The organism is Hydrogenophaga sp. (genome assembly GCF_031426985.1).
Lineage (GTDB): Bacteria > Pseudomonadota > Gammaproteobacteria > Burkholderiales > Burkholderiaceae_C > Hydrogenophaga.
Genome location: NZ_JASJOY010000188.1, coordinates 1 through 26,769, shown reverse-complemented (window position 1 = coordinate 26,769; position 26,769 = coordinate 1). Strand labels below are relative to the sequence as shown.

Below are 26,769 nucleotides of genomic sequence, written 5' to 3'. Positions count from 1 at the left end.
GCCCGCCACGCGGGCGCAGGCGCTGGCGCAGCTGCGCCAGGTGGCCGAGTTCTTCCGCCGCACCGAGCCGCACAGCCCGGTGGCCTACCTGGCCGACAAGGCCGCCAAGTGGGGCGAGGTGCCGCTGCACCAGTGGCTGCGCAGCGTGCTCAAGGACCAGGCTTCGCTGGCGCAGATCGAAGAGCTGCTGGGCGTGGAGCCGCCGTCCGACCACTGATGCGCCCCGGGCGGGCGGCCTGTGCGCCGCTGCCCCGTTGCACACACCACCAGGCTCAGGGCATCACCTTGAACTCAATGCGTCGGTTCTTCGCCCGGCCTTCGGCCGTGTCATTGCTCCCCAGGGGCTGGTCCGGCCCCATGCCCACGGTGAAGATGCTGGCCGGCGGCAAGCCGTTGCCCGCCAGGTAGTTCTTCACCGACGCGGCACGGTCTCGGCTGAGGGCCACGTTGGACTGCCGCAGCCCGGAGGCGTCGGTATGACCGATGACCTGCACCTTCTTGCCCCCCAGTCCCTTGAGCACCGGCACCAGCTCGTCCAGCACCTGGCGCCCCACCGGGGTGAGCACCGCGCTGCTGGATTCGAACTCCACGATCTTGCCCTCAAGCACGCTGTCGATGCGCGCCTGCGGCGCCTCGCCCACCGAGAGCCGGTTGTTGACGGTGTAGGTCGGGTTGAGGCTGGCGCTCAGGTGGGCCGCGATCTTTTCGCGCGTGGCGGTGCTGTCGGCCTCGCCCACCAGCTCCACCGAGTTGCCGCTGATCTTGAGGTGCCCACGCTGCACGTTCTTGAGATCGGCCGTGACCAGCTTCTTCACGTTCTCGGCCCAGTTGGGCGGCGCACTGGTGGCCGCCACGCCCAGCTGGTCCACCACCCGTTCACGCCCGTAGACCTCGCGCACCTTGCTCAGGATGGCCTGGCGCGTGGCTTCGTCGGGCACGACGCCCGACACCACCACCGGCCCACGGGTGGCCGGTGCGGCGGCAGCATCAGGCGCCAGCGCCGGGGCCGACGGTGCGGCCGGCACCTGCGCCTGGGCCATGGCGGACAGGGCCACACCCAGGGCCGCAGCACAGCCCGCACGCAGCAGACGGTTTGGAATGGACTTCATGCGTCAGCTCCCGAGAAAGGCTTCTTGAAATGAGATCAGCACCTGCGCCAGCGACATCTGGGGCATCAGCAGGTAGCTGGAGAGTTTTTTGAGCGCGTAGTCGTTGGCCACATAGGGCTCGACCCAGGGCGACTCGTTCAGCGAGAGGAACACGCTGTCCGTGACGCGCGGATCGAACAGGCCCTGCAGCACGTTCGCGGCGCCGGCCGAAAAACCGATCATCAGGCTGGGCCGGTGGTTCAACCCGCGCGGCAGGAACAGCGTGAGGTCGTAGGGGCTGCGCGCGAGAAAACGCGAAATCACGTCCATCCAGAACGTGGCGACCGCAAAGCGGGCGAAGTCTTCGCGCGGCAGGGGCAGGCGCAGGCCCTTTTCGATCGGCTGCCCCACGCTGTTCATGACCGGCTGCAGCAGCAGTCCCAGGGCCAGCAGAATCTGCCGCACGTCCATGGGGGCTGCGCCGTTGCTGAGATCCTGCACCAGGGCCGCCAGCGTGGTCGTCTCCAGAAAGCGCTGGTACTGCTGGCGCGCGTCTTGCGCCGACAACGGGCCAGGCACCTGCGCCTGCCCCAGATCACCCAGCACGGCGGGCACGTCGGCTTCACCCGCCTGGCGGGCCTGCAGGGCTGCGGCGGACAGCTGCTCCCAGGCCGGTTGCAGCATCAACGGTCCCAGGGCCAGCAGGTCGCTGCCGTTGCCCGACTCGATCGCGCAGGCCGTGAGGAACGGGAAACGCCGGCCCGAGAGGTCGGCGCTGGGCACGATGTGACCGGCCACGGCGGTGTGGCGGTGCGGGCTGACCATGGCGAAATGGGCGGCGTCGGCTTGGTCGTAGATCGTCTTCCAGTGCGCGTCTTCGGCCATCAGTTCGATGCCCGAGCTCAGCCACCGGTCCAGCGACTGGATGAGCGCCGGGTGCGCGCCGCTGCGCACGAAGTCGCCTCGGCTGGGCAATTTGCCGAAAAACAGCATGGGCAAGGTCTGGCTCATGTCACTGCCCCGCTGCGGTGGTGGTGGCCACCGGGGTGGGGCTGGCCCCACCGGCGACCGCGGCGGTCACCGCGGGCACGGCCGGGCCGCCCGCGATCTGGGCCGGCAGGCTCAGGCCCAGCAGACCGCTCGAACCGCGCGCCTGTCCTTCACCCGACGACTGTGCGGTCGCGCCCGGCTGGGAAATGATGCGCAGCTGCACCGTGACCGAGAAGCCGTCCTTGCTCCAGGTCAGTTCGTTGGTGCCGTCGGCGGCCTTGCTCTTCTTGGCTGCGGCGAACAGGCGCTCCAGCCCGAAGCGGCCCGGCTCGTTGAAGATTTCGATGGTGCGACCGTCGTTGGTGGTGGCGCTGACCCGCGCGCCCGGCGTGCCCGCCGGGTTGGGCCAGAGGAAGTTGGCCCAGGCCGCGGCCATGTTGCGGTAACGCATGGTCTGACCGTCGATCTCCAGCGTGTACTCCAGCAGGCCGGGCGCACCGGCCGGCAGCACCTGGAAGACGGTCTGCGACCCACCGGCCCCGCCAGCAGCAGCACCGGCTGGCGTTGCCTGCGCGCCGCCCGAAGCGCCTTCCAGCGGTGCCACCCAGACCGGGAAGCCGCGCACGAAGTCGTCGCCCAGGCGGATGCCCACATCGGCCCAGGTCCGCGCCACGATGGTGTCGCCACGGCGCACCACCAGGGCGCCCAGGCCTTCGTTGGCGAACTTGGCGATGGCCCCCTCGGCACCGAAGATCTTGGCGATCTCGGTCGGCGCGGACTCGATCTTGGACGCCTTGTCGAACGGGTACTTGTTCGCCAGGTTGCGCGCAAACGGCTCGTGCACCTGCGCCACCCAGATGCGGTTGAGCTCGGTTTCCACCGGGCGCGTCATGACGCCAAAGGCCTGCACCAGCGGGCGCACCAGCAGCGGCCGCAACGAGGCGCGCGCCTTGTCGGGCATGCCCACCAGCATCTGCTCGTCCACGTACTTGAGCACCGTGGCCAGCTCCGAATTGCCTTCGTTCAGGGTGTCGGCCATCAGCGCCTTGACGGCGGGCCCCGGGTCGCCCTGGTTCTTGATCTGGTTGAACTTGGAACGCACCTTGCCCAGCGCTTCCAGGTAGCCTTTCATCAGGGTCGGGCTGTTGTCGCGGGACATCATCACGCGCTGCAGGGCGGCAAATTCCTTGCCGATCGGTCCCATGGGAATGGCCGCCTCACCCGCCGTGAGGTTGACGTTCACGTCCACGCGCGAAGGCGCCTGGCGCAGGATGGTCTGCTTGAACCAGACCATGAACCCAGCCTGACTGCGGCCCAGCCGCTCGTTCAGGATCGAGGGGTTGTCCCACGAGGTCTGGTCGTACAGCGCCTCCATCAGCTGCTTGACGGGCGAACGGTTCGCGTCGCCGAGCTGGTCCATGTGCCGCACGGCGTCGTCGAAGCTCTGGAACTCCACCACGTTGATGCCCTGCAGGAAGCGCTGCCACTCGGCCACGTATTCCTGCTTGTACATCTCGGTCAGGGTCTTGCGGATCTGGTCCGGGCTGCCTTCGAGCGAGAGGTCGTCGCGCGAGGAGGTCTTGAGCACCCAGTCCACGCTCTGCAGCTCTTCGTTGGCCGCCTTCTTGAACGCCTCTTCGATGTAGTCGTTCCAGGCTTCCTTGGTGAAGGTGCCGGGAATGGCGTAGCTGCCCAGCACCGAGTTGAGCTCGCGCTCGCCCACCAGGCGTGCCACCGTCACCGGCGGGAAGCGCGTGGCCGCGCGCGCCTTGATGCCGCTGTACACCCGCTCACGCGCCGGCATGCCGCGCACCACGCGGCGCAGGTTTTCACGCGTCTGGTCCAGCAGGCCGAAGTTGTTCTGGATCACCGGAAAATCCGGCGACTGCAGGTTCTCCAGCGAGAACGAGATCATCTGCTCGGCGCTCTGGATCAGCCGTTCAGTGGGCATGGAGCCGCGGTTCTGCTCCAGCCAGCTGCGCCAGAAGCGCGAGATCTGGTCGGCCAGGTGACCCGATTCCATGTACTGCTTGTCGCCCAGCATCAGGTAGGTCTTGAGCGCGTTGTAGGCGTCCTCCACGTTGGTGGATGAGGCCTGCACGAAACCGTCGCTGGCAGCGGCTGCGGTCGTGGCGGTCTGCCCCGCACCGCCGCTGGCGGTCACCGACACCGCGGCCGACGCCGGCGGCTTGGTCATGGGTTGCAGCTTGCCGGCGTTCTGGTTCACCTCGGCCAGGTACTTCTCCAGGTTCGTCGTCACCGGGCCCAGCATCAGCTGCTGGACGCCCTGGAAGTACTCCTCGCGCAGCTTTTTCTCGATCGCATCGCCCTGGTACAGGCCCAGGCTGACCGACCAGGGCCGGTCTTCGCGCCACTTCTCCAGCTGGCGGATGCGGTCCTGCAGCACGTCCATGGCCTCCAGGCGCGAGGCCAGGTCCACCCGGTCGGCCTGCAGTTTCTGCGCCTTGTCCAGGTCGGCGGACGCCCCCTCCACCAGCTGGCGGTTGCCGATGTAGGCCGCGCCCCAGCCCGCCAGGGCCACGGCCAGGGTCAGCACGGCCAGGCCAAAGGTCAGCGCGCGCAGGCGCAGCTTGGTTTTGCTGGTGTACTGGCGCACCAGGTTCTTGTCGGCAAAGATGACCTTGGAGAACAGTTCCTTGAGGAAGAAGGGCTCGCCGATGTGCGCCACTTCGGCGGCCGCGGCGCCCGGCGGCGTCAGCTCGAACTGCTCGGTCATGGACTGGTTGACGCGGCTGAAGGCCTCGCCCTCCTGCACCGCACTGGTGAAGTAAAAGCCCCGGAACACCGGCTGGAACTGGTAGGGGTTTTCTTCGAACAGCGTGGCCAGGAACGAACGCAGCGCCGGCTTGATGGTGGCGAATTCGAGCGGGAACGACAGGATGCCCGGCGCCATGCCTTGGCCGCGGTTGAGCGACATGGTCGAGAGCATCTGTTCGGTCAGCCCCTCGCGCAGTTCGTCAAAGCGCTGGTCGAACTGCTCCACCACGTCGGCCTTCTGCTCCGGGTCGTAGGGCAGCGTGGCACCCCAGACCTTGCCGCGCTCGCGCTCGTCGCAGGCGTCAAAGAACGCCTGGAAACCCGGGATCAGGTCGGCCTTGGTGAACAGCACGTAGACCGGCGCGAAGATCTCCAGCGTCTCGGTCAGTTCCTGCACCCGCTGGCGCAGGTTCTTGGCCAGCTGGATCGCCGCGTCCGGCCGCGAGCCCGAGAGTTCGGCCACGCTGACCGCGATGATCACGCCATTGATGGGCGCCTTGCTGCGGTGCTTCTTGAGCAACGACAGGAAGGCCATCCACTCGCTGCGGTCTTCCTCGTGCACCGAATAGCGGCCCGCCGTGTCCAGCAGGATGCCCTCGGTGGTGAAAAACCAGTCGCAATTGCGGGTGCCGCCAATGCCCTGGATGATGTTGCCCGCGTTGTCCGCGAACGGGAATTTCAGCCCCGACTTGACCACCGCCGTGCTCTTGCCCGCCGCCGGGTTGCCGATCACCATGTACCAGGGCAGTTCGTACAGCGCCGAGCGGCCCGTGGTCTGCCCCAGCTTGGAGGTCTTGATGGTCTTGACCGCTTCGCCCATGCGCGAGCGGATGGCGTCGAACTCCGCCTGCCCCTTGCCCGGCGTGAACTTGCGCGCGTCTTCTACGTCGTCGTCGATGGCCTTTTCCAGCGCCTTGCTGGCGCGCCAGGCGCGCCAGCGTTTGAAGGCCCAGACCAGCCCCCAGATCAGCAGGAGCACCGCCAGCGCGATGCCGGCGTAGATCAGCCCGACCTCGATGGCGCTGGCGCCCAGGAACAGGAAGGCGACCAGCGCCACGATCCCGATCACGCTCAGGGTGCGCATGTCAAACACGATGGACCAGAAACGATTCATTGCTTGCTTTCGAAAATGCCAGGACCCCGCGCGGCGCGCGCTGGGTCGTCATGGGTGGCGGCGGAGCCCGCCGTGTCAGGCCGCTGCGTCATCGCCTTCGTGCGGTGGTTGCAGCACCAGCGCCATGCGCAGGTGCGCATCGGACATGCCCAGCGCCAGCGTGGGGTTCTTCATTGCATGCACCGCCTCGGCCGCAGCAGCCAGCACCAGCAAGGCGCTGGCCGCGCCGGTGTGGCCGGTGACCTTGCCCAGCAAGCGCATGTCTTCGACCGGGTCCAGGTGGGACAGGGCCTCCACGGCCATGCCGTACAGCTCGGTGCTGCGGGGCGAATGCAGGTCGGCGTCGCACACCAGCATGGCCAGGTCCGCCGGGGCGACCTGGGCCGCCACCAGCGCCTGCTCCAGCGCTTGGGCCAGCTCGCGGTGGCGCACCCGTCCGGGCGATTCGATGGGTTTGTCCCGCCGCAGCAGCGCAGGCCGGTGCAGCCGCACCGTGCGCACCTCCATGTCGGCCGGCGGCACCCAGTCGGCCGGCGCCAGCAACAGCGCCGCCGCCGCCTCGCCGGGGATGCACCCGCCAGGGCACGTGGTGGCGTCGTACAGGCGCTGGGCGGCGGCCAGCGCATCCACGCGCTCGCCCGTCAGGTCGCTGTCGCAGGCCGCCACCAGCAGCCAGGGACTGCGGCCAGCGCCGTGGCTCATCTGGTCGGCCCGCAGCCACAGCGCTTCGCCGCTGCCGGCCAGGCTGGTCACGGCCATCGCGTAGCCGTCCGCCAGGCCGCCCTGTTCGCCCTGCAGGCAGCGTTCGGCCCAGGCGCGCGCCAGCGCCTGATCGAACGCCGACCAGTGCTCGGGCCAGCCCAGCAGCACCCGCAGGCCGGGCAGCGCAGGCCGCTGCGCCGGGGGCAGGCGGTCGATGGCCGCGCCGCCATCGGCCAATGCGTTGCGTTGTGCCTGGTGCAAGTCCAGCAGCCAGTCGCGCTGCGCCGCCAGCGGACCCTTGAGCGCGGCCAGCGCGCGCAGCACCTGCTCGCCCGGCTCGTGCTGGGGCCCACCGGTCACCTGCTGCCGCACGGCAGGCAGCAGGGCTTCGAGCTCGGCGCGCACCGTCTCCAGGTCCAGCGCCGGGTCGGCCATGCGCGCGCACAGCACCGGCAGACCATCGTCGTTGGTCAGCTCCTGGTCGGGGCGGGGCAGCGGCTTGCCAGCCGCGGCGGCTTCCAGCAGATCGCCTGCCTGCTCACCCGCCACACTGTGGGCCTGGGCCAGCACCAGCTGCACCACGGCGTGGCGCGCCTGCGCCTCGGCGCCACCGGCCGCGTCCGCACCGCCTGCGGGTGCCTCGTTCGCCCCCCCCGCTGCGGCAACGGCGGAGGCTGATCGGCCCGCGGCGCCGCGCTGCCAGGCCCACCGCAGGCCCAGCAAGGCCAGCGCCACGGCCAGCGGCAACAGCCCTAGGTACAGCACCAGGTCCGACACCTCGGCACTGTGCCCCGTGCGCTGCCACCACCACAAAACGCCCACCCAGGTCAGGCAGCACACCGCCACCAGAAAGGCCAGGGCCCGAAAAAACGTGCTCAATTGAAAAGACTTCCTGTCCCGACGCGCCGGCGCGCGGCCTGGCGGTCATGTGTCAATACGGAGGCCGGTGGTCCACCCCAGCCCGACGAAGCGGTCAGTCGACCGCGTTGGCTTGCGAGGACAGGAGCGTGGCGCCGCAGGCGGTCTTGTCGCCATGCCGCGCGGCGGGTTGCCCGTCGATGATGCAGGTCGGATCGCCCGAAACGATCACGGTCGTGCCGCCGTGCCCGCGCTTGGGACAGGTCACTTTGTCGCCCACGCGGGCGATGGACTTGCCATCGACGGTGCTCACCGGCGAGCCTTGCACCACCACGCCCCCGTGGCTGGTCCTGTCCCCGATGAGGATGAATGGTTTTCCCATGTTCTGACTCCCTTGAATCCCAATACCTCTGCCGACGCTGCACCCCTGGCGCAGCGCCCCTGCCCATCAAAAGGCGTAACCGACGGCCGGCGCCTCTTCGGTGGCGCGCCGCAACACACCGGGGCGTCGCAGTTCGACGTGCCCCAGGTCCTTCAATTTTTTCCAGCCACCGCCCCAGGTCAGGCCCAGCGATGCCGACACTTCGCCGTACAACTCGTAGCCGCGCATGGCCCACGGATCGCGCTCTGAAATCACCACCTGGCCCATGCGCAAGAAGGCGCTGTCGGCCGCAAGACCAAACTGGTGGTAGCTGCGAAACGCCCCCGCCTGGGTCACATGTCCGCCCATGGCGGCCAGCTGCTCCTGGCGCTGCGGGCTGCGGTAACCCTCGATCAGCACCATCTCGTAACCGTGTTGCTCGCGCATGATGCGAAACACCATGAGCAGGCGCTGGGCGAATTCCGCGTCCAGCAAAGCCCAGTCGCGGCTGGCAAAACGCACCATGGGGCGCGCCAGTTCCACCTCGCGGGTGGTGAAGACCTCGGGCGGCAGGGGGGCCGGTGGCGTCAGGCGTTCGCCGGCCAGCAAGGCGGCAATGCGCTCGTCCTGGATGCGCACATCGGTGTGGTCAAAGGTCTCGATCTGGTACCAGTGCCGCCAGCCCACGGCAAGCAAAGGCAAAACCACCAGCACGGCCAGGGCCGCCAGCACCACCCACACGTGGCGTGCCAGCCAGGCCACCACGGTCACCCCCAACCGCTGACCGCTGCCGCCGGCCTGGGCCGCACCCTGCTGGCCGGCCCGCTGCGCCTGGCGAACCCAGTGCGACAAACGGTCCGATCCGCGTCGCCAACCACCCAGGGCGGCCGAACGGGCCCCGGGCAGGAACACCAATGCCAGGCCTGTCGAGACCAGCACAAAGTACCCCCCTAGAACCCAGATCATTTCCACAAGCAGTATTTTGAACTATCCAGACGCCGCTTTTCGTCCACTCGATAGGTCTTCTTGAGTATGCCAAAATCATCGGGTCAGCCGTCGGTCCGGGCAAAATGCCGGGCAAACAACAAGCAAGGGGGGATTGCCCATGGGCACATCCGAAATCAAGATCAGCCAAGCGCCTGAGGCACTGTCACGCCCCAGTCTGTTGAGCACGGGTGCGCCCAGCGCCGACCACAACATCCTGGACGCCATGGCCGGCCGCAGCGAACGTGCCGGGGCCGGCCCGAGGCCACGGCGCCTGTGGTGGTGGCTGCTGCCGCTGCTGGCCGCCACCGTCTGGGGCATTTCAACCCAGCTGTCTCGCCCCCCCGCCGAGCGTCTGGCGCCCACAGCCGCCGTGCAACCGGCCAGCCCGGCCCCAGCGGCCGTCGTGACCGCACCCGTCCCCGTCGCGGCGGACCCTGCGTCCACCAGCACGGCCCAGGCAACGGCAACCCTCCCGGCAAACGGCGCGTCGCCCGATCCGTTCAATGCGTTGGCGGGCGCACCGGAGACGACCCCAGCCCAGCCGGCGAGCAACCCTCAAACAAACCCGTTGACCGGCCTGCAGGCGGCCGTGGCCACGCCCGCAGCCACACCGATGCCGCCCCAGCCGGCACCGTCGACCGACAAGCCCTCGAACACCACCGTCGCCAGGCAGAAACCCGCCGCCCCCCATGCCAAGGTGGTGACCCAGGCCGCAGCGCCCTCACAAAGCAAAACCACCACCGCCGCCGCGCGCAAGACACCCGCCCCCAAGACCCATGTCCAGGCCGGCGCGACACAGAAGCAACAGACCAGGCCCACCGCCAGCGCGAAAGCCGGCACGCGCGACCCTGACGTGGAACTGCTCAGCGCCATCATGAAACACCTGGGCAGCGGCAAGGGCGCCGCGGACGCAGCGGCGCCAACCCGTTCGCCCCAGACGATTGCCGAGCTGGTCAAGTCCTGCCGCACCAAGGACGCCATCGAAGCGCTGCTGTGCCAGCGCCGCATCTGCGAAGGCTCGTGGGGCAAGGCGCAGGCCTGTCCCAGGGAACAGGCGCCCAACGCGGCCAAAACCGCGTCGCCGACCTGAGCCCCTCCGCCCCCTGCACCCGAACCGCCCCAACAGCGACGCCCATGCCAGCGACCGACCCCATCACCTCCACCCTGCAGGACGCGTTCAGCGCCCTGTTCAGCAGCCACACCCGCCTCTACCGCCTGCAGGCAGACGGCGAGGCCAGCGGCCTGCTGGTCGAGAGCTGGAGCCAGCGCGAAGCGCTGAGCCAGCCCTGGGAACTGCAGATTTCGGCGCTGTCCACATCGGCCACGCTGGACCTGCGCGCCCTGCTGGGCCAGCGCGTCACGCTGCTGACCACCCTGGCCGACGGCCGCAGCGAGCACCCGCGCAGCGGCATCGTCACCGCCGCCAGCGCGGTGGAATCCGACGGCGGCTTTGCCCGCTACCGGCTCACCGTCCAGCCCTGGCTGGCCCTGCTGGCGCACGGTGCGCGCAGCGCGGTCTGGCAGGAGAAGTCGGTGGTCGAGATCATCGACAGCGTGCTGGGCGCCTACAGCGCCCACGCCGCCTGGGCCTGGAGCCCCTGCGCCAGCCAGCATCTGCAGCAAAGCCACCAGGGCGGCCTGCGCAGCACCACAGTGCAGTACCGCGAGAGCGACCTGGCCTTCGTCTCGCGCATCCTGGCGCGCGAAGGCCTGGTCTACCGCTTCGAGAGTGATGAGGCCGCCCAGAACGCCACGCCTTTGGGCCACAAGCTGGTCATCCTGGCCGACACCACCCAGGCCGCCAGCACCCCCGAAGACGCCACGTCTTGTGCTGCCGGCGGCATCCGCTTCCACCGCGCCTCGTCGCAAGAACAGCAGGACGCGATCCAGGTGCTCGGTGGTCTGCGCCAGTTGCAAGCCGCCGTCTCCAGCACCCTGGTATGGGACTACAAGCGCAAGCAGGGCGTGGCCGCCAGCGTGCCCACGGCCACGGCCTTTGCCGGCCCCCACGCGCCGCGCCTGGTGCAGTTCGAGCCCGAGGCCGACTACCGCTTTGCCGACGAAGCCGACGCCCAGCGCGCCATGACCCTCGCGCAGCAGGCGCTGGAAGCGCGCCACAAGACCTGGATCGGCCGCTCCACCGTGCGCACCTTTGGCGCCGGCACCCAGTTCCAGCTCACGCAAAGCACGCTGGACGTGCTGGCCGCCCTCTCCGGCGGTGGCTCCGGCTCGGACCAGACGCGTTTTTTGCTGACGGCGGTGGTGCATGCGGGCATCAACAACCTGCCCAAGGACCTCTCGGCCCGCATCGCTCAGGCCTTGAACAACGCCAGCACCGACGACTCCGCCGGCCACGCCCCCCTGGCCGACTGGGTGAGCCCCGAAGTGGCCGAACAGGCCCGCAAGAGCGGCTACGGCAACAGCTTCGAAGCCATCCGCGCCTACGTGCCCTGGCGCGTGGCACTGTATGCCGACACCGGCGCCCCGCTCTACCCCAGCCCCCGCCCGGGCGGCCCGCTCACGGCCACCGTGGTCGGCCCCGACGGCGCCACCTCAGCTTCGGGCGCTGGCGAGATCCACACCGACCGCCTGGGCCGCATCCGCATCCGGTTTGATTTCCAGGCCGGCGAAGCGCAGACACTGCCTGCGTCCATGGCCGCCCAGACCAGCAACGCCAGCACCTGGGTGCGCGTGATGCAGCGCTTTGCCGGTGCCGGCATGGGCTGGCAGTTCATCCCCCGCGTGGGGCAAGAGGTGCTGGTGGACTTCGTCGATGGCCAGATCGAGCGGCCCATCGTCATCGCCGCGCTGTACAACGGCCAGGGAGAAGCGGGCATTGCCCCGACGCCCGGCGGGCAAGGAGCCCAGTCCGACACCAGCGCCCTGGCCCAGAGCAGCGACCACCGCCCCGGCGCCCAGGGCAACCGCATCGGCAACGGCCACAGCCCGGCCTGGCACGGCAGCGGATCGGCAGCGGCGGCTGCCGGCTCGAACGGCCAGGCCAACGCCAGCGCGCTGGGCGGCATCAAGACCCAGGAGTTCGGCGGCCAGGGCCACAACCAGCTGGTGCTCGACGACAGCGCGGGCCAGCTGCGCGTGCAGCTGGCCACCACCCAGCACGGCACACAGCTCAACCTGGGCCACCTCATCCACCAGGCCGACAACCACCGCGGCAGCCTGCGCGGCGCCGGCTTCGAACTCAGGACCGACGCCTACGGCGCCATCCGCGCCGCCAGCGGCGTGCTGCTCACCACCTACGGCCCCACCGGCACGGGCGGCAGCGGCGCGGGTGAGGCCACGGGCGAGCCGGCGCTGGACAACGCCGCCGGCATCGCCCTGGCCGCGCAACTCAAGACCCTGGGCCAGAGCCTGAACCAGGCCGCCAGCACGCACCAGACAACGAAGCTGGCCGCGCAGGTGGGCAGCGGCCAGGCTGGCCAGAGCAGCCTGGGGCCGGCAGGCGTCAAACCCGAGGCCGCCCTGGCGGCCTGGCACACCAGTCTCAAAGGCATGGTGCAAGGCGCCCACTTTGAAGGCGCCCAAGGCGACGCCGCGAACAAGACCACCACCACGGCCCCAGGCAACATCCCCAGCCCGGCCGATGCGGTGGTGGCGCTGCAAGCGCGCGCCGGCTGGGCACAGGCCGCCGGGCAGGACGTGCAGATCAGCGCGGCCGAGAACATCACCACCGCCAGCGGGCAGGACAGCCACTGGGCCACGGGTGGCGCCTACCGCCTGCACACCGGCCAGAGCATCGGAATGCTGGCGGGGGCGGTGCAACCGGGCAGCGAAGCCGTCGGCAAAGGCATCACATTGATCGCAGCACAGGGCGACACCCAGATCCAGGCCCAGAGCGACACCCTGCAGATCGCGGCCAAGCAGCAGCTGAGCATCCAATCGGAAACGGCCAACATCGACTGGGCCGCCGCCAAGAAGATCACCCTGGCCACCGCTGGGGGTGCCTCCATCGTCATCGAGGGCGGGAACATCACCGTGATGTGCCCGGGGACGATCACGGTGCAGGCCAGTAGCAAGGCATTCAGCGGGCCGGCGGGGGTGGGCTATTCGATGCCTGTCTTGCCCAAACAAGTCTGCGTGGCTTGTTTGCTGAAGGCTCGTGCAGCCGGATCGTCTTTCGCTGTTCGGTAGTACAGCCATGCAGACTTTTTCCAGCTTCGTTGCGGAGGCCTTGGCGAAAGGACCTACCACTGGACGACACCATTACCTCGTGGTGGACTTGGCAGTGGCCGAAGGACAAGACATGTCCAAGGAGCTACGGATCACCACCGGCGCGATCGACATCCTCACGGGAGAAACCTGTCGGTGGCGAGACTGCGCCAGCCCCGTGTTGCTGGCCCTCCCCGGCCAAGGGTTCGGAGCGGCTGCAGCCATGGCAACTGAGCGCGCCCTTGAAAAATGGCGGTACGCCAACGCCCTTGCCTATATCGAAAGCGTTCAGCCCTTCGCGAATATGTGCCGCTCGCTGCAGGCCAGGACAGAAGCGTTACTGCCCCAGAACATGGAGGTCCTGCTCCGGTTCTTTGATACCCGTGTTTTGACCCGATTGCTGACGTTGCTGCCTCCAATCCAAAGACGGCTCTTCTTGTCCGCTGGTACGACCTGGGCCTTTCCAGATCGCTGGGGGCACCTACAGATCGAGCGTCAAGAAGCCCAGGAAGACAGCTTTGTGCGACCGTTGCAAATCGACAAGCAGCAGGAAGCGGCTTTGATTGACGCGGGCGATGCGGATGCGGTGGTGGACACTCTGCTGAATCAGGGGACGCCAAAGCTTGAGTTCATGCTGCCACCTCATCAATACGAAAAAGTAAGCGACGCGCTGGCGCAAGCCAAGGCGTGGCGGATAGAAGTATTTAGCGAACAGGTGGCTTTTTGCTCCCTGTGCCTAGAGCTCGGCCAAGACTTTGCAGAGAAGGCGCCATGGAACCAATGGTTGCTGGACGTTCGATCCGGGAAGAAAAAGTTCAGCGATATGTTGGCCGCCGCCTCTGAGGGAGATAGCAATTGAACAATGAGCCAGCCGAAACTACCGGACGATGGGGCGTCGCAGCGTATTTCATCTCCAGTCTACTGGCGGCGGGTCCGATTGCCGCACATGTGGCGAAAACAATTATCAACGCCCAACACGCCTCTAACTTTGAGGGTGCGCGCGGTTATGCCGTGGTGATGTCTGTTCCGCCCATATTTCTGTTCTGCGTACTGCTGTTCTGGGTGGCTTACCTGTGGATACGACAGTGGCCGGTCGCGATCTACGTTGTCACGCTGACCTTTTCTGCTTTGTCCGTTCCCACCTTCCGGCTCTTTGCAGATCTGCTTTGAACTTTTAAGACGCGAAAACCCATAAAAATGAAATTCAATCAGCTGCTGCGCGTTCTCCTTGTATGGCTATTTCTGGCGCTGACAAGTGCATGCAATTCACAGACCGAAAGAGCGGCACCTAGTGGGGCGCAAAAGAACACCCGAGTTAACGACCCATTTCGCAGCTACAGCCTCACACTGCTGGGCTACAACTACACCGACCATGAAATCGGCAGCTTTGAGGTCAATGGGCAGGGAGGCGGAAATCTCGAGGTCAGTGAAGGCGTGAATGGCGGCGGAGGACGTATCTGTTGCGTCACTGTCTACAGCCCCATGCCACAAGCCCAACCCGTCACTATCAAATGGAATCCCATCGACGACAAGTGGTGCGAGCAGACGGTGATGCTGGCGCCGCCGTTGCCGGCCAAACCCGAAAACTTTGAGGTGCACTTCTATCCGGATGGTCAGATCGAGGTGGCGGTGAGCGAAGGCATGGGATCGGACTCGAGGATGCTGTTGCCCGCCAAGCACCGCAATAGCCGCCACCAAGACGAAAGCCAGAACGTCGACAACAGCTCCAAGTTTGCGAGGTGCCGAATTGGCTACCAATGAAATCCACACCCCGATGACCCAGCGCGCTGACTCGCTGGGCTTTGCCGCCGCCGGCACGCCGTTGAATGCGGCTCCTACAGAGCGCGCCGCCCGCCCGGCGCAAGGGCGCTTGCAGGTGGCTGTCAGCAACGCCAATGCCGCCGCGCTGCAGGCCAGCCTGCGGACGGCAGCTATCAGCTGCCAGCAGTGTCTGACGTTGGCCTTTTTCTTTGATGGCACCGGGAACAACCTGGAGGCCGATGTGGGGACACTTCAACACAGCAACGTGGCCCGGCTGTATGAGGCCCATTCCAAAGACGACAAGACCACCGGCCGCTATCGCTTCTACATTCCGGGTCTTGGCACCTATTTCAGGGAAATCGGTGACCCTGGTGGTACCAGCCGCGGACTCGGCATGGGCCACATGGGACAGGACCGTCTGGACTGGGCATTCAAGGAGTTTGACAAGGTGGTCAAGGAAGCCGAAGCCCGGGCCCAGAACCCAACCAACAAAATCATCAGCATCAAGGTCGGCGTCTTCGGGTTCTCGCGCGGAGCCACCGCAGCACGGGCCTTTGTCCGCGATCTCGCTGCACGCTGCCACATGAAAGACGGGCAGCATTGCCTGAAAGCCGGCGGGCATCCGGTCGAGGTTATCTTTCTGGGCATTTTTGATACGGTGGCATCTGTAGGCTTGCCCATGAGCGCCAACAACACGCCGGGAGCAACCACCGCAGGCTGGTACAACACCGCCACCACGCTCAAAGTGCGCGCATCGTCCTCTGGAACCACCACGTTGGCTTTTGGTGAGCCCGGTGCCGACCCTGCGCCCGGCTCCGCAGATGGTCATGCCGACTGGGCGGATGGCTTGCAGGTGCCAGCACCTGACTTCGTGAAACGTTGTGTGCACATGGTGGCTGGTCACGAAATCCGCAACTCATTTCCGCTGGACAGCGTGCTCGATGGAACCCGCTACCTCGATGGGGTCTCGGAAATGGTGTTCCCCGGCGCCCACTCCGATGTGGGTGGCGGCTATCAGCCTGGCGAAGGCGCGCGCAGTGCGCACTACGGTGAAATGTTGAGCTTAGTTCCGCTCAAAGCTATGCATGCGGCGGCGCGGGACGCGGGGGTACCGTTTGATTCAATCTCGACACTGATGGGAGCCGCTGCTCGGATCAAAAAATCCTTTGCTCTCGATGACGAAGGGGCAGCCAAGTTCGCCGAAATGAGCCAGCTTTGGAGTACCTACATGCTGGCCGCTGGCAGTGGCGGGCGCGACATTGGCAAGGAACTTTTGGCGCACAACGCCTGGTACCTGCGCTGGAGGTTCTTCAACGCTCGACGCAACCAGAACGCCAATGGTCGGGGGCCAGATGTCTCTACTGTGGCACAACGCGAACCAGGTTTTGCGGCAGAGCGCGGGCGCCTAGAAAGGACCATGAATGAGACGAAGGCAAAACTGAATCAAGCATCACAGGAGCTTTCGCGCGCAGAAGCTGCTCTGAGTTCAGCCAACTATGGAAAAACCAGATTTGGAACACCCATTGCGTCAGGCGTACAAGAGCGCGTAGAGGCAGCCAGGGTCAAAGAAAAAGCCGCTCAGGACGCGTACCTGCGTGACAAGTCCAAGCTGGATACCTTCGCAAACGACAGAGCTCTCGTCGGCGACCTGAATGCGTATGACATCCAGTTGATTCAAGATGCGCAGGCCATCGTGTCCCGTCTGAAATCTGATCCCAAGCTGAAACTGCGACCACATTACAAGAACCTGGTGGACGCTTACAACGCGCACTACGTTCAGAAGAAACCGCTTGATGAAAACATCGCAGCGTTCTTTGACAGGTACGTACACGACTCGCTGGCGGGCTTTGCCAAGGACGCGACATTACCTTCAGATCCGCGTGTGATCTATGTCGGCGGAGATAACAAACTGCGATACGCCACCCTACCTGGTGAACCGGGTTCCCGGAGGTCAATGGCTGCGTGAAGGAACGACAGTCGTGTTGCAGGTTGCCGGCGCATTCGTAAGGCGTCCGGTAATCCCACCCTTGAGGGCGTCGGCATAAGCGGCAACGATGGTGTCCACCGAAACTTTTACGCGGACACATGTTCACCATCCGGATGGGCGTCAGATCAATATGTGTTCCCCAGCCGCTTACCGTGCCGGCAGCCCCGCTCGCGCCCAGCTGCGCGCCAGAGCAGGACATCCGAATCGAGTTGCGCCGTGGCGCCACCCACGTGTCGCGGGCCTGACCCGTCGCGACCACCGTGCTGGCGCAGCTACCGGCAACCTTCGAGCACTTCAACGAGGTGGATCCTCTCAAGAAACACCTGATAGCTGATTGATTTTTCTGGTGTTTTCAAGCGGGGTTGTCGGAGGGGATGAGCTGCATGCCCATGGCCTTGGCCTTCTGTGCGAGGTTGTGCAGGACCCGCTGGCGGTATCGCTCCTCGAAGTAGTCCTGCCCCCGGTCGGTGTATTCCTGCCCGTGGGTGAGCATGGCGTAGATCAATCGGGCCAGTTTGTGTGCCGCTGCTGTCACGGCCTTGGGTTTGTCCATGCGTGCGCACATGCGCCGGTAGTACGCGCCCAGCGCCGACTGACTCGAACGCAAGGCCGCTGCCGCCAGACGCAGCGCCTGTGCCGCACGGTTGGCGCAGCGCTTGGTTTTGCCGCTCATGACCTTGCCGCCGGTGATCTTGGTACCCGGACACAACCCCAGCCAGGAGGCGAAGTGCTTGTCGCTGGGGAACTTGCCCATGTCGGCGCCGACCTCGGAGACCACGACCAGCGCGGTGGTCACATCGATGCCGTCGATGCGGGTGAGGTCCACGCCGCACATCTGGAAGAGTTGCGTGCGCAGATCGAACTTCGGGGCATTGCGCGCCCGACCGCGCTTCTTGCCTTGGGCTGGTTCGTCCTCGCGCACATGCAGGGCAAGCAACTGCGCCTGAACCTGCGCGTCGCACTCGGCCAGCTGGGTGCCGCAGAAGTCAAACGCGTCCAGAGCCTGCTTCAGGGCGAAGAGGTGTTCGGTGCGCCAACTGCCTTGCAGGCTCTTGGCGATCTCGTCCTCGCTGGCGCGGATGCGCGCGTTCCTGAGTTTGGCCAGTGTCTGCCCATCGCGCTCGCCCGCGACGATGGCGCGCAGGATCCTCTGCCCCGTCTCGCCGGCCACGTCGGAGATGACGTTGGCCAGCTGGATGTTCATCTGGGTCAGGGCCTTTTGCATGTGCTGCACGAAGCGCCCCTGACTGCGCAGCAGCATGGTGCGCTGGCGGCTGAGCGAGCGCAGCACGCAGACCTGATCGGCCGGTCGGAAGGCGCCGTGCAGCAGACCAAAGCTCATGAGCTGCTGCAGCCACTGGCAGTCCAGCACATCGCTCTTGCGACCCGAGACGTTCTTGACGTGGCGGGCGTTGACCAGCAGCACAGTGAAGCCGCGCGATTCGAGCAGTTCGTACAAGGGTATCCAGTACACGCCGGTGGACTCCATGGCCACGGTGTCCACGTTGCAGGCGTCGAGCCAGTCGGCCAGGCGGTGCAGGTCCGCGGTGAAGCTGGCGAACTCGCGCACGGGTTCATCGTCGCGGTCTGGCGGCACGGCCACGAAGTGTGCGGCGCTGCCGATGTCGATACCGGCGGCGTTGGGGTGGGTCAGGGTGATGGCCGACTGTGTGGTGGGCCGCTTGCGTTGAGCCATGGCATCCTCCATCATGAGAAGTGGAACGTGGCACCGGCTCGGGTACGTCGTCTTGATCACTCTCTCAAACGGGATGCCTGTGCGAGGCGTCAAACGCCAAACGCAGGCTCACCAATGTCGATGACGCAGCCCATGACCACGCTAACCCGCGGGCAATGTGCACCATTGCTACATCGGTCTTCGCCGGTGCTGCGTTCCACCTTGCCATATGCAGCAGGCCAACGCCACGTGTTTCTTCGGAACGATTTGCGGCGCGGGCGGGCCGATTACTTCGCTCACCCGTCGTTGAAAATGCGCTCACCCAGAGAGTTCCGGTGGCATCAGGCTGCCCAGGCGCGCCCGTCCCCCGTCAAGGGCACGGCGTTACGTTGCGAACAGGACGGGGCCGGGAATACGAGGGGGAAGACCAAAATCAGGGACGCCTCTGTAAAGTCGCCCTACCCCTGCGCCACCCATCAAAGCTTGACGCCGGGCAAACCGTCCCGCCACTCGCCCTTCAGAGGCCACGCCATGCGTACTTTCATGACAGATCGCACACCGCCGCTGTTGGTTCGTGTGCTGCCTTTGCTGATCGGTCTGATGATGGGGGCCTGTGCCGGACCGGGGGGCACGATCCGGTCCACCGACGTGGCACCTCCCCCGGCACAGCCCGAATCTGCTTCCGGCATCCAGGCCAAGCCCGGCTGGTCGTTCAGCCGCCACGCGGTGGCTGCGGCCAACCCGCTGGCCACTGAAGCCGGCGCCCAGGTGTTGCGGGCCGGTGGCAGCGCGGTCGACGCAGCCATCGCCGTGCAGATGGTGCTCGCCCTGGTCGAGCCGCAGTCCAGCGGCATCGGCGGCGGGGCCTTCCTGCTGCACTTTGATGGAAAACGCGTGCAGGCCTTTGACGGCCGCGAAACCGCGCCCGCCGCGGCCACACCCCAACTCTTCCTGGGTACTGACGGCAAGCCCCTGCCCTTCATGGACGCGGTCGCTTCTGGGCGCTCGGTCGGCGTGCCCGGCGCCGTGGCCATGTTGGCCCTGGCCCACCGGCAGCACGGCACGCTGCCCTGGGCGCGGCTGTTCGAGCCCGCCATTGCCTTGGCCGACCGGGGGTTTGCCGTCAGCCCGCGCCTGCACAGCCTGCTGGCGAGCGAAACGGCCCTCAAGGCCGACCCGGTCGCCGCCACCTATTTCTACCGGGCCGATGGCACGCCGCACCCGGTGGGCCATGTGCTCAAGAACCCCGAGCTGGTGGCCGTGCTGCGCCGCATCGCCGCCACCGGACCCGCCGCCCTGACCGACGGCCCCGTGGCCCGCGCCATCGTGGCCAAGGTCACCCAGCACCCGGTGCGCCCCGGCACGCTGGCGCTGGACGACCTGCAACGCTACCAGCCCAAGGAGCGCGAGGCGCTGTGCTTCGACCACACCGCGGTCGCCCGGGCGCTGCGGATCTGCGGTTTCCCGCCGCCGAGTTCGGGCGCCATCGCGGTGGGCCAGATCATGGGCCTGCTGGCGCGCACGCCACAGGGTACGCAACCGCTGGCCGGCGTGCCCGGCGCCGACTGGCTGCACACCTACATGGAAGCCTCGCGCCTGGCCTTTGCCGACCGGGCGCAGTATCTCGGCGACCCGGACTTTGTCGCGCCGCCCGCTGGCCACTGGAACAGCTTGCTGGCGCCGCATTACCTGGATGAACGGGCGAAGCTGATCACACCCACTCGGGCTCCGCAGGCCAATCCCGGCCAGCTCGGCGGCGTGGCCAGCGCCTGGGCGCGCATGCCCGAGCAGCCCGAATACGGCACCAGCCACATCAGCATCGTCGACCGCTTCGGCAATGCGCTGGCCATGACGACCACCATCGAAGCCGGCTTCGGCGCGCGCCTGATGGTCAACACCGGCGAGGGCCGCGGGGGTGGCTTCCTGCTCAACAACCAGCTCACCGACTTCAGCTTCACCCCGACCGACGCGCAGGGCCAGCCCGTGGCCAACCGGGTGGAACCGGGCAAGCGCCCGCGTTCGTCGATGTCCCCCACCCTGGTGTTCGACAAGGCCTCGGGCCAGTTGCTCATGAGCGCCGGTAGCCCGGGCGGCGCGCTCATCATCCACTTCACGGCCAAGACGCTGCTGGCCACGTTGCAGGGCGGACTGTCGCCCCAGGCGGCCATCGACCTGCCGAACTTTGGCACCCTGGGGGGGCCAGTGATGCTGGAGGAACAGCGCTTCGACGCCGCCACGGTGCAGGCGCTGCGCGATCGCGGTCACACCGTCAATCAAACCGCCATGACCAGCGGCCTGCAGGCGCTGCAGCGCTCACCGTCTGGCGCCTGGCTGGGCGGTGCCGACCCGCGGCGCGAGGGCGTTGTGGCAGGAGATTGACCGGCCCAACCCGGAGCGAGGCGAACGCCCCAGAGCGCGGCGGCACCGGGTTTGCCGGGCCGCTCGCGTCACCCCCTAGACGGGGTGACGCACCGCAGGTTCGGCGCGAGAGCAATGGCCAGTGTCAGACGTCGATCGCCGACGCCGAACCCGCCCGCTTGCGCAGCTCGAACTTCTGGATCTTGCCGGTGCTGGTCTTGGGCAGGTCGCCGAACACCACGAAACGCGGCACCTTGAAGCCGGCAAGGTGCTGCTTGCAGTGCCGCACGATGTCTTCGGGCGTGGTGTGCACGCCGAACTTCAGTTCCACGAAGGCACAGGGCGTCTCGCCCCACTTGGGGTCGGGCCGCGCCACCACGGCGGCGGCCAGCACGTCGGGGTGGCGGTACAGCACGTCCTCCACCTCGATGGACGAGATGTTCTCGCCGCCCGAGATGATGATGTCCTTGCTGCGGTCCTTGATCTTGAAATAGCCGTCGGCGTACTGCACCGCCAGGTCACCGCTGTGGAACCAGCCGCCGGCAAAGGCCTCGGCCGTCGCCTTCGGGTTCTTCAGGTAGCCCTTCATGGCGATGTTGCCCTTGAACATGATCTCGCCCATGGTTTCGCCGTCCTGCGGCACCGGCTGCATGGTCTCGGGGTTCAGCACGCGCACGTCGCGCTGCAGGTGGTAGCGCACGCCCTGGCGCGCGTTCAGGCGGGCACGTTCGCCGATGTCCAGCGAGTCCCAGGCGTCGTGCTTGGCGCAGACCGTCGCCGGGCCATACACCTCGGTCAGGCCGTAGACGTGGGTGAGGTCAAAGCCCATCTGCTCCATGCCTTCGATCATGGACGCCGGTGGCGCAGCGCCCGCCACCATGGCCTTGATGCCGGCCGGCACACCCGCCTTCATCGCGGCCGGCGCGTTCACCAGCAGACTGTGCACGATGGGCGCGCCGCAGTAGTGCGTCACGCCGTGCTCGCGCATGGCGTCGAAGATGGCCTGCGGCTCCACCCGGCGCAGGCAGACGTTGACGCCCGCGCGCGCCGCCACCGTCCAGGGGAAGCACCAGCCGTTGCAGTGGAACATGGGCAGGGTCCAGAGGTAGACCGCGTGCTTGGGCATGTCCCACTCCAGCACGTTGCTGATCGCGTTCATGGCCGCGCCGCGGTGGTGGTAGACCACGCCCTTGGGGTTGCCGGTGGTGCCGCTGGTGTAGTTCAGCGCGATCGCGTCCCACTCGTCGCCCGGCAGCTGCCAGGCGAATGCGGGGTCACCACCGGCCAGGAAAGCTTCGTAGGTGGTGCTGCCGATGGGCTGTGCCTCGCCGGTGAACAGCGCATCCTGCACGTCGATCACGAGCAGCGGCGTGGTGGCCTGGCGCAGCTTGAGCGCCTTGGCCAGGGTGCCCGCGAACTCCGGGTCCACGATCACCGCCTTGGCTTCACCATGGTCGAGCATGAAGGCGATGGCCTCGGGGTCCAGCCGGGTGTTGAGCGCGTTGAGCACCGCACCGGCCATGGGCACGCCGAAATGCGCTTCGACCATCGGCGGGGTGTTGGGCAGCATCACCGCCACCGTGTCGTTCTTGCCCAGGCCGGCTCGCTGCAGCGCGCTGGCCAGCTGCCGCGCGCGGGCGTAGGTCTGGGCCCAGGTCTGGCGCAGCGCGCCGTGCACGATGGCCAGCCGGTCCGGGTAGACCTCGGCGGCCCGCTCGATGAAGCCCAGCGGCGAGATGGGCGCGAAGTTGGCCTCGTTGCGGGGCAGGTCCTGGTCAAAGATGCTGGTCATGCGGGTCTCCGTCGTTCTGGAAAGGGCCTGGGGGAGAATAGCCCCGTGTCCATACCGCAATCTTTCATCCAGGAACTGCTCAACCGCGTCGATGTGGTCGACGTGGTGGGCCGTTACGTCCAGCTGAAAAAAGGCGGCGCCAACTTCATGGGCCTGTGCCCGTTCCACGGCGAAAAGTCGCCGTCGTTCAGCGTCAGCCCCACCAAACAGTTCTACCACTGCTTCGGCTGCGGGGCCAACGGCAACGCCATCGGCTTCCTGATGGAGCACGCCGGCATGAACTTCGTCGAGGCGGTCAAGGACCTGGCCCAGCAGGTGGGCCTGCAGGTGCCCGAAGACGACGTCTCGCCGCAGGAGCGCGAGCGCGCCGCGCAACAGCGCCAGAAGCAGTCCACGCTCAACGACGTGCTGGAGAAAGCGGCCCAGGCCTACATCAAGCAGCTCAAGGGCTCGACGCGCGCCATCGACTACCTCAAGGGGCGCGGCCTGTCCGGCGAGATCGCCAAGACCTTCGGCCTGGGCTACGCGCCCGAGGGCTGGCGCAGCCTGGCCAGCGTGTTCCCGGATTACACCGATGCGCTGCTGGTCGAGTCGGGCATGGTGATCGCGCACGAAGACGAAAAGGGCCAGGACGGAGAAGCCAAGCGCTACGACCGCTTCCGCGACCGCATCATGTTCCCGATCCGCAACGTCAAAGGCGAGTTCATCGGCTTTGGCGGGCGCGTGCTGGACAAGGGCGAACCCAAGTACCTGAACTCCCCGGAAACGCCGGTGTTCAGCAAGGGGCGCGAGCTCTACGGCCTGTTCGAAGCGCGCACCGCCATCCGCCAGCACGGCTACGCCCTGGTGACCGAGGGTTACATGGACGTGGTCGCCCTGGCGCAGCTGGGGTTTGCCAACGCCGTGGCCACGCTGGGCACCGCCTGCACGCCCGACCATGTGCACAAGCTGTTCCGTTTCACCGACGCGGTGGTGTTCAGCTTCGACGGCGACGGCGCGGGCCGCCGCGCCGCCCGCAAGGCGCTGGACGCCGCCCTGCCCCTGGCCACCGACACCCGCAGCGTCAAGTTCCTGTTCCTGCCGACCGAACACGACCCGGACAGCTACATCCGCGCGCACGGCGCCGACGCCTTCGCCAATTTCGTCAAGCAGGCGGTGCCGCTGTCGAAATTCCTGATCGACGCCGCCAGCGCCGACTGCGACCTCAGCAGCGCCGAAGGCCGCGCCCGCCTGTCCAGCCAGGCCCGGCCCCTGTGGAGCGCGCTGCCCGACGGGGCACTCAAGCGGCAATTGCTGAGCGAACTGGCCCAGCACATCGGCATCGGCACTTCGGACCTGCAGCAGTTGTGGCAACACGCGGCGCCTGGCCCGCGCGCGCCCAGAAGTGAACGGGCACCGGAACGCCACGCGCCGCCAGCCGGCGGGCACACGCCCACCGAAGCGCAACACCCCCATCTGGCGTCCGACGGTGGATACACCCAGACCGCCAGCGACCCCGCCGACAACAACAACTGGTCCAGTGGCAGCAACAACCGCCCCAGCCGCAGTTGGGGGACCGGTGGCAAGGGGAGCTGGCGCAAAGGTCCTCCACCGCCGCCGCGCATGTTGGGCACCTCCCGGGCAGGCACCGCCCCGGAGGCGCGGATGCTCGGGCTGCTGTTCACCAATGCTGCGGCGTGGGACCGGCTGTCGTCAGAGGACCACCAGTTGCTGGCGCGGTCAGCGGCTCCGTTTGGCCCGCTGTTCATCTGGTTCGAAATGCAGTTCCATGAACATGGCGCTCAATCTTGGGCGGTGTTGCGGGAAGCGCTGCGCGGGCACCCACACGAGTCCGCGGTCATCGCCGAGGTGGACTATGTGCTGCTGGGCGCCAACCCGGAAACCGAGAATGAACTGCTGGACGGAGCCATCGACCAGTTGCGAAGCGAAGAACTCAAACGCGAAAGCCATGCGCTCAGCGTTTCCGCGGCGACGGACAGAACGGCCCTGGAGCGATTGCGAGCGGTGAATGCCCGGCTGCTTGAAGTGAACGAACGCATCAAAGCCCGCTCGGCAAGCCACCCGGTATAATCTTGGGTTTTGCACCGCAAGCGCGACAGCAGCACCTCCGGCACCGGCCAAACCCCAGCACAGGGGTCACGGGAAACAGATCCCCGGCCACCTCAGCGACCGCCCCGGTCCTGACGAAAACCCGCAAGGACTGCACACCAAATGTTCGCCCACCAGCTTGCAGGCCAGCACTTCCCCGGCGAAGTGATGGCGTAGTGCCAGCAAAAACCTCCAGACGGCGCCGCCTGCGGTGAATTTCTGGCGTTTTTGTGTGTCTCAGCCGGTTCCTTCCCTGACGTTTTTTGAGGTTCTCATGCCCGCGAAGAAAGCCAGTACGCCTGTTGCCAGCACCCAAGCCGCCAAAAAGACCGCCGCCAGCGCGGCCGTTGCCGAGCCCAAGAAGAAAGCCTCCACTCCTGTGACCGCGAAATCCACTCCCAAGACCGCCGCCGCCAAGGCGCCCAAGGCCAAGGCCGCCGCCGAAGACATCGAAACCGGTGCCGAAGCCACCGAACCGGCGAAGAAGAAGCCTGGCCGTCCCGCCAAGGCCGCCGCCGACAAGCCGGCCGCCAAGCGCGGCCGCAAGCCCAAGGCCGGCGCCAAGGAAGCCAGCGATCTGGACGATGCCGATCTGAGCGACATCGAAGAGGATCTGGCCGAAGAGGTGGTCGAAGAGGTCACCACCGGCGAAGCGCAGCCGACCGAGAAGGTCAAGCCGCTGCGCATGAAGATCAGCAAGGCCAAGGAGCGTGCGCTGATGAAGGAATTCGGCCTGGACGAGACCGTCCTGTCCGAAGAAGAAGCGCGCAGCCGCCGCGAACGCCTCAAGACCCTGATCAAGCTGGGCAAGACGCGCGGTTACCTGACGCACGGCGAAATCAACGACCACCTGCCCGACAAGCTGGTCGAGGCCGAGACGCTGGAAGTGGTGGTCTCGCTGCTGAACGACATGGGCGTGGCCGTCTACGAACAGACGCCCGACGCCGAGACCCTGCTGCTGAACAACACCGGCCCGACCGCCGCGACCGAAGAGGAAGCGGAAGAAGAAGCCGAAGCCGCCCTGTCCACTGTGGACAGCGAATTCGGCCGCACCACCGACCCGGTGCGCATGTACATGCGCGAAATGGGCACGGTCGAGCTGCTGACGCGCGAAGGCGAAATCGAGATCGCCAAGCGCATCGAGGGCGGCCTGAACGACATGATGGCGGCCATCAGCGAAAGCCCGGCCACCATCGCCGAGATCCTGACCATGGCCGAAGAGATCCGCGATGGCAAGGTCGTGATCTCCACCGTGGTGGACGGTTTTGCCGACGCCAACGCCGCCGACGACTACGTGGCCGAAGAAGACTTCGACGACTACGACGAAGCCGATGACGACGACGGCAAGGGCGGCTCCAAGGCGCTGACCCGCAAGCTCGAAGAACTCAAGCGCGAGGCGCTGACACGCTTCGACAAGATGCGCGAGCTGTTCGAGAAGCTGCACAAGATCTACGACAAGGAAGGCTACGGCACGCCCCACTACGTCAAGACGCAGCAGGCCATCACCGAAACGCTGATGACCATCCGTTTCACCGCCAAGGCGATCGAGAAGCTGTGCGGCACCGTGCGTGGCCAGGTGGACGAGGTGCGCAAGAAAGAACGCGAACTGCGCCGCATCATCGTGGACAAGTGCGGCATGCCGCAGGAGAAGTTCATCGCCGAGTTCCCGGCCAACATGCTCAACCTCAAGTGGGTCGAGAAGCAGGCGGCCGCCGGCAAGCCCTGGAGCGTGGTGATGCAGCGCAACATCCCGCCGGTGCAGGAACTGCAAACCGGCCTGATGAACATCCAGAGCAGCGTGGTGGTGCCGCTGACCCACCTGAAAGACATCCACAAGCGGATGAACCAGGGCGAGTCGACCTCGCGCGACGCCAAGAAGGAAATGATCGAGGCCAACCTGCGCCTGGTGATCTCGATCGCGAAGAAGTACACCAACCGCGGTCTGCAGTTCCTGGACCTGATCCAGGAAGGCAACATCGGTCTGATGAAGGCGGTGGACAAGTTCGAATACCGCCGCGGCTACAAGTTCTCGACCTACGCCACCTGGTGGATCCGCCAGGCGA

General features: G+C 66.7%; 17 protein-coding genes and 1 pseudogene. 10 read left to right on the top strand and 8 right to left on the bottom strand.

The window, feature by feature from the left end; translation table 11 throughout:
- Positions 1–217: pseudogene (locus RMP09_RS20025) on the top strand (type VI secretion system protein TssA); the annotation flags it as partial.
- A 55-nt stretch (positions 218–272) separates the two neighbouring features.
- On the opposite strand, the gene RMP09_RS20020 reads toward RMP09_RS20025, so the two are convergent.
- From RMP09_RS20020 to RMP09_RS19995, 6 genes are all read right to left on the bottom strand, one after another.
- Positions 273–1,109, bottom strand: coding sequence for an OmpA family protein (locus RMP09_RS20020; protein ID WP_310567730.1), 837 nt, complete (start codon positions 1,107–1,109; stop codon positions 273–275).
- A gap of 3 nt (positions 1,110–1,112) precedes the next feature.
- Positions 1,113–2,099, bottom strand: coding sequence for a type VI secretion system-associated protein TagF (tagF, locus tag RMP09_RS20015; RefSeq protein ID WP_310567729.1), 987 nt, complete (start codon positions 2,097–2,099; stop codon positions 1,113–1,115).
- 1 nt (position 2,100) lies between these two features.
- Complete coding sequence (gene tssM / locus RMP09_RS20010) at positions 2,101–5,970, bottom strand: type VI secretion system membrane subunit TssM (RefSeq protein WP_310567728.1); 3,870 nt, start codon at positions 5,968–5,970, stop codon at positions 2,101–2,103.
- Between the two features lie 75 nt (positions 5,971–6,045).
- Entirely contained in the window at positions 6,046–7,551 is a 1,506-nt protein-coding gene (locus RMP09_RS20005; protein ID WP_310567727.1) for a hypothetical protein, read from the bottom strand.
- A gap of 94 nt (positions 7,552–7,645) precedes the next feature.
- Positions 7,646–7,912, bottom strand: coding sequence for a PAAR domain-containing protein (locus RMP09_RS20000; RefSeq protein WP_310567726.1), 267 nt, complete (start codon positions 7,910–7,912; stop codon positions 7,646–7,648).
- 66 nt (positions 7,913–7,978) lie between these two features.
- A complete protein-coding gene (locus RMP09_RS19995; protein WP_310567725.1) occupies positions 7,979–8,857 on the bottom strand; it encodes a M15 family metallopeptidase in 879 nt (292 codons plus the stop codon).
- 139 nt (positions 8,858–8,996) lie between these two features.
- Here RMP09_RS19995 and RMP09_RS19990 point away from each other — a divergent pair, with 139 nt between their 5' ends.
- Genes RMP09_RS19990 through RMP09_RS19965 form a run of 6 tightly spaced genes read left to right on the top strand, consistent with a single transcriptional unit; the run spans position 8,997 to position 16,772 of the window.
- Entirely contained in the window at positions 8,997–9,968 is a 972-nt protein-coding gene (locus tag RMP09_RS19990) for a hypothetical protein (RefSeq protein ID WP_310567724.1), read from the top strand.
- A 44-nt stretch (positions 9,969–10,012) separates the two neighbouring features.
- Positions 10,013–13,027, top strand: a complete 3,015-nt coding sequence (locus RMP09_RS19985; protein ID WP_310567723.1) for a type VI secretion system Vgr family protein — start codon at positions 10,013–10,015, stop codon at positions 13,025–13,027.
- 7 nt (positions 13,028–13,034) lie between these two features.
- The gene (locus RMP09_RS19980) at positions 13,035–13,904 is read left to right on the top strand and encodes a DUF4123 domain-containing protein (RefSeq protein WP_310567722.1); all 870 of its coding nucleotides are present in this window, start codon (positions 13,035–13,037) and stop codon (positions 13,902–13,904) included.
- A complete protein-coding gene (locus RMP09_RS19975) occupies positions 13,901–14,215 on the top strand; it encodes a hypothetical protein (RefSeq protein ID WP_310567721.1) in 315 nt (104 codons plus the stop codon). The genes RMP09_RS19980 and RMP09_RS19975 overlap by 4 nt, the downstream gene beginning before the upstream one ends.
- Positions 14,216–14,242: 27 nt before the next feature.
- Positions 14,243–14,806 (top strand): DUF3304 domain-containing protein, encoded by a 564-nt coding sequence (locus RMP09_RS19970; RefSeq protein WP_310567720.1) that lies wholly within the window; start codon positions 14,243–14,245, stop codon positions 14,804–14,806.
- Between the two features lie 13 nt (positions 14,807–14,819).
- Positions 14,820–16,772 carry a DUF2235 domain-containing protein gene (locus RMP09_RS19965; protein WP_310567719.1) on the top strand — a complete coding sequence of 651 codons (1,953 nt, stop codon included), beginning with the start codon at positions 14,820–14,822 and terminating at the stop codon, positions 16,770–16,772.
- Between the two features lie 373 nt (positions 16,773–17,145).
- Here RMP09_RS19965 and RMP09_RS19960 read toward each other — a convergent pair whose 3' ends face one another.
- A complete protein-coding gene (locus RMP09_RS19960; protein WP_310567718.1) occupies positions 17,146–18,489 on the bottom strand; it encodes an IS110 family transposase in 1,344 nt (447 codons plus the stop codon).
- 522 nt (positions 18,490–19,011) lie between these two features.
- On the opposite strand from RMP09_RS19960, the gene RMP09_RS19955 reads away from it, so the two are divergent.
- Positions 19,012–20,847 (top strand): gamma-glutamyltransferase family protein, encoded by a 1,836-nt coding sequence (locus RMP09_RS19955; protein ID WP_409559764.1) that lies wholly within the window; start codon positions 19,012–19,014, stop codon positions 20,845–20,847.
- A 124-nt stretch (positions 20,848–20,971) separates the two neighbouring features.
- Here the strand turns inward: RMP09_RS19955 and RMP09_RS19950 are convergent, their stop codons facing one another.
- A complete protein-coding gene (locus tag RMP09_RS19950; RefSeq protein ID WP_310567717.1) occupies positions 20,972–22,618 on the bottom strand; it encodes an acyl-CoA synthetase in 1,647 nt (548 codons plus the stop codon).
- A gap of 45 nt (positions 22,619–22,663) precedes the next feature.
- On the opposite strand from RMP09_RS19950, the gene dnaG reads away from it, so the two are divergent.
- Together dnaG and RMP09_RS19940 are read left to right on the top strand one after the other, a co-directional pair.
- Positions 22,664–24,688, top strand: coding sequence for a DNA primase (gene dnaG, locus RMP09_RS19945; RefSeq protein ID WP_310567716.1), 2,025 nt, complete (start codon positions 22,664–22,666; stop codon positions 24,686–24,688).
- 292 nt (positions 24,689–24,980) lie between these two features.
- On the top strand, positions 24,981–26,769 hold a 1,789-nt coding region (locus RMP09_RS19940), incomplete at its 3' end, for a sigma-70 family RNA polymerase sigma factor (RefSeq protein WP_310567714.1).

What these genes read in the sequence shown, in the direction of transcription:
- RMP09_RS20020 (WP_310567730.1), bottom strand. Translation starts at nt 1,109, where the DNA reads ATGAAGTCCATTCCAAACCGTCTGCTGCGTGCGGGCTGTGCTGCGGCC.
- tagF (WP_310567729.1), bottom strand. Translation starts at nt 2,099, where the DNA reads ATGAGCCAGACCTTGCCCATGCTGTTTTTCGGCAAATTGCCCAGCCGA.
- tssM (WP_310567728.1), bottom strand. Translation starts at nt 5,970, where the DNA reads ATGAATCGTTTCTGGTCCATCGTGTTTGACATGCGCACCCTGAGCGTG.
- RMP09_RS20000 (WP_310567726.1), bottom strand. Translation starts at nt 7,912, where the DNA reads ATGGGAAAACCATTCATCCTCATCGGGGACAGGACCAGCCACGGGGGC.
- RMP09_RS19995 (WP_310567725.1), bottom strand. Translation starts at nt 8,857, where the DNA reads ATGATCTGGGTTCTAGGGGGGTACTTTGTGCTGGTCTCGACAGGCCTG.
- RMP09_RS19990 (WP_310567724.1), top strand. Translation starts at nt 8,997, where the DNA reads ATGGGCACATCCGAAATCAAGATCAGCCAAGCGCCTGAGGCACTGTCA.
- RMP09_RS19985 (WP_310567723.1), top strand. Translation starts at nt 10,013, where the DNA reads ATGCCAGCGACCGACCCCATCACCTCCACCCTGCAGGACGCGTTCAGC.
- RMP09_RS19980 (WP_310567722.1), top strand. Translation starts at nt 13,035, where the DNA reads ATGCAGACTTTTTCCAGCTTCGTTGCGGAGGCCTTGGCGAAAGGACCT.
- RMP09_RS19970 (WP_310567720.1), top strand. Translation starts at nt 14,243, where the DNA reads ATGAAATTCAATCAGCTGCTGCGCGTTCTCCTTGTATGGCTATTTCTG.
- RMP09_RS19965 (WP_310567719.1), top strand. Translation starts at nt 14,820, where the DNA reads ATGACCCAGCGCGCTGACTCGCTGGGCTTTGCCGCCGCCGGCACGCCG.
- RMP09_RS19960 (WP_310567718.1), bottom strand. Translation starts at nt 18,489, where the DNA reads ATGGCTCAACGCAAGCGGCCCACCACACAGTCGGCCATCACCCTGACC.
- RMP09_RS19955 (WP_409559764.1), top strand. Translation starts at nt 19,012, where the DNA reads ATGACAGATCGCACACCGCCGCTGTTGGTTCGTGTGCTGCCTTTGCTG.
- RMP09_RS19950 (WP_310567717.1), bottom strand. Translation starts at nt 22,618, where the DNA reads ATGACCAGCATCTTTGACCAGGACCTGCCCCGCAACGAGGCCAACTTC.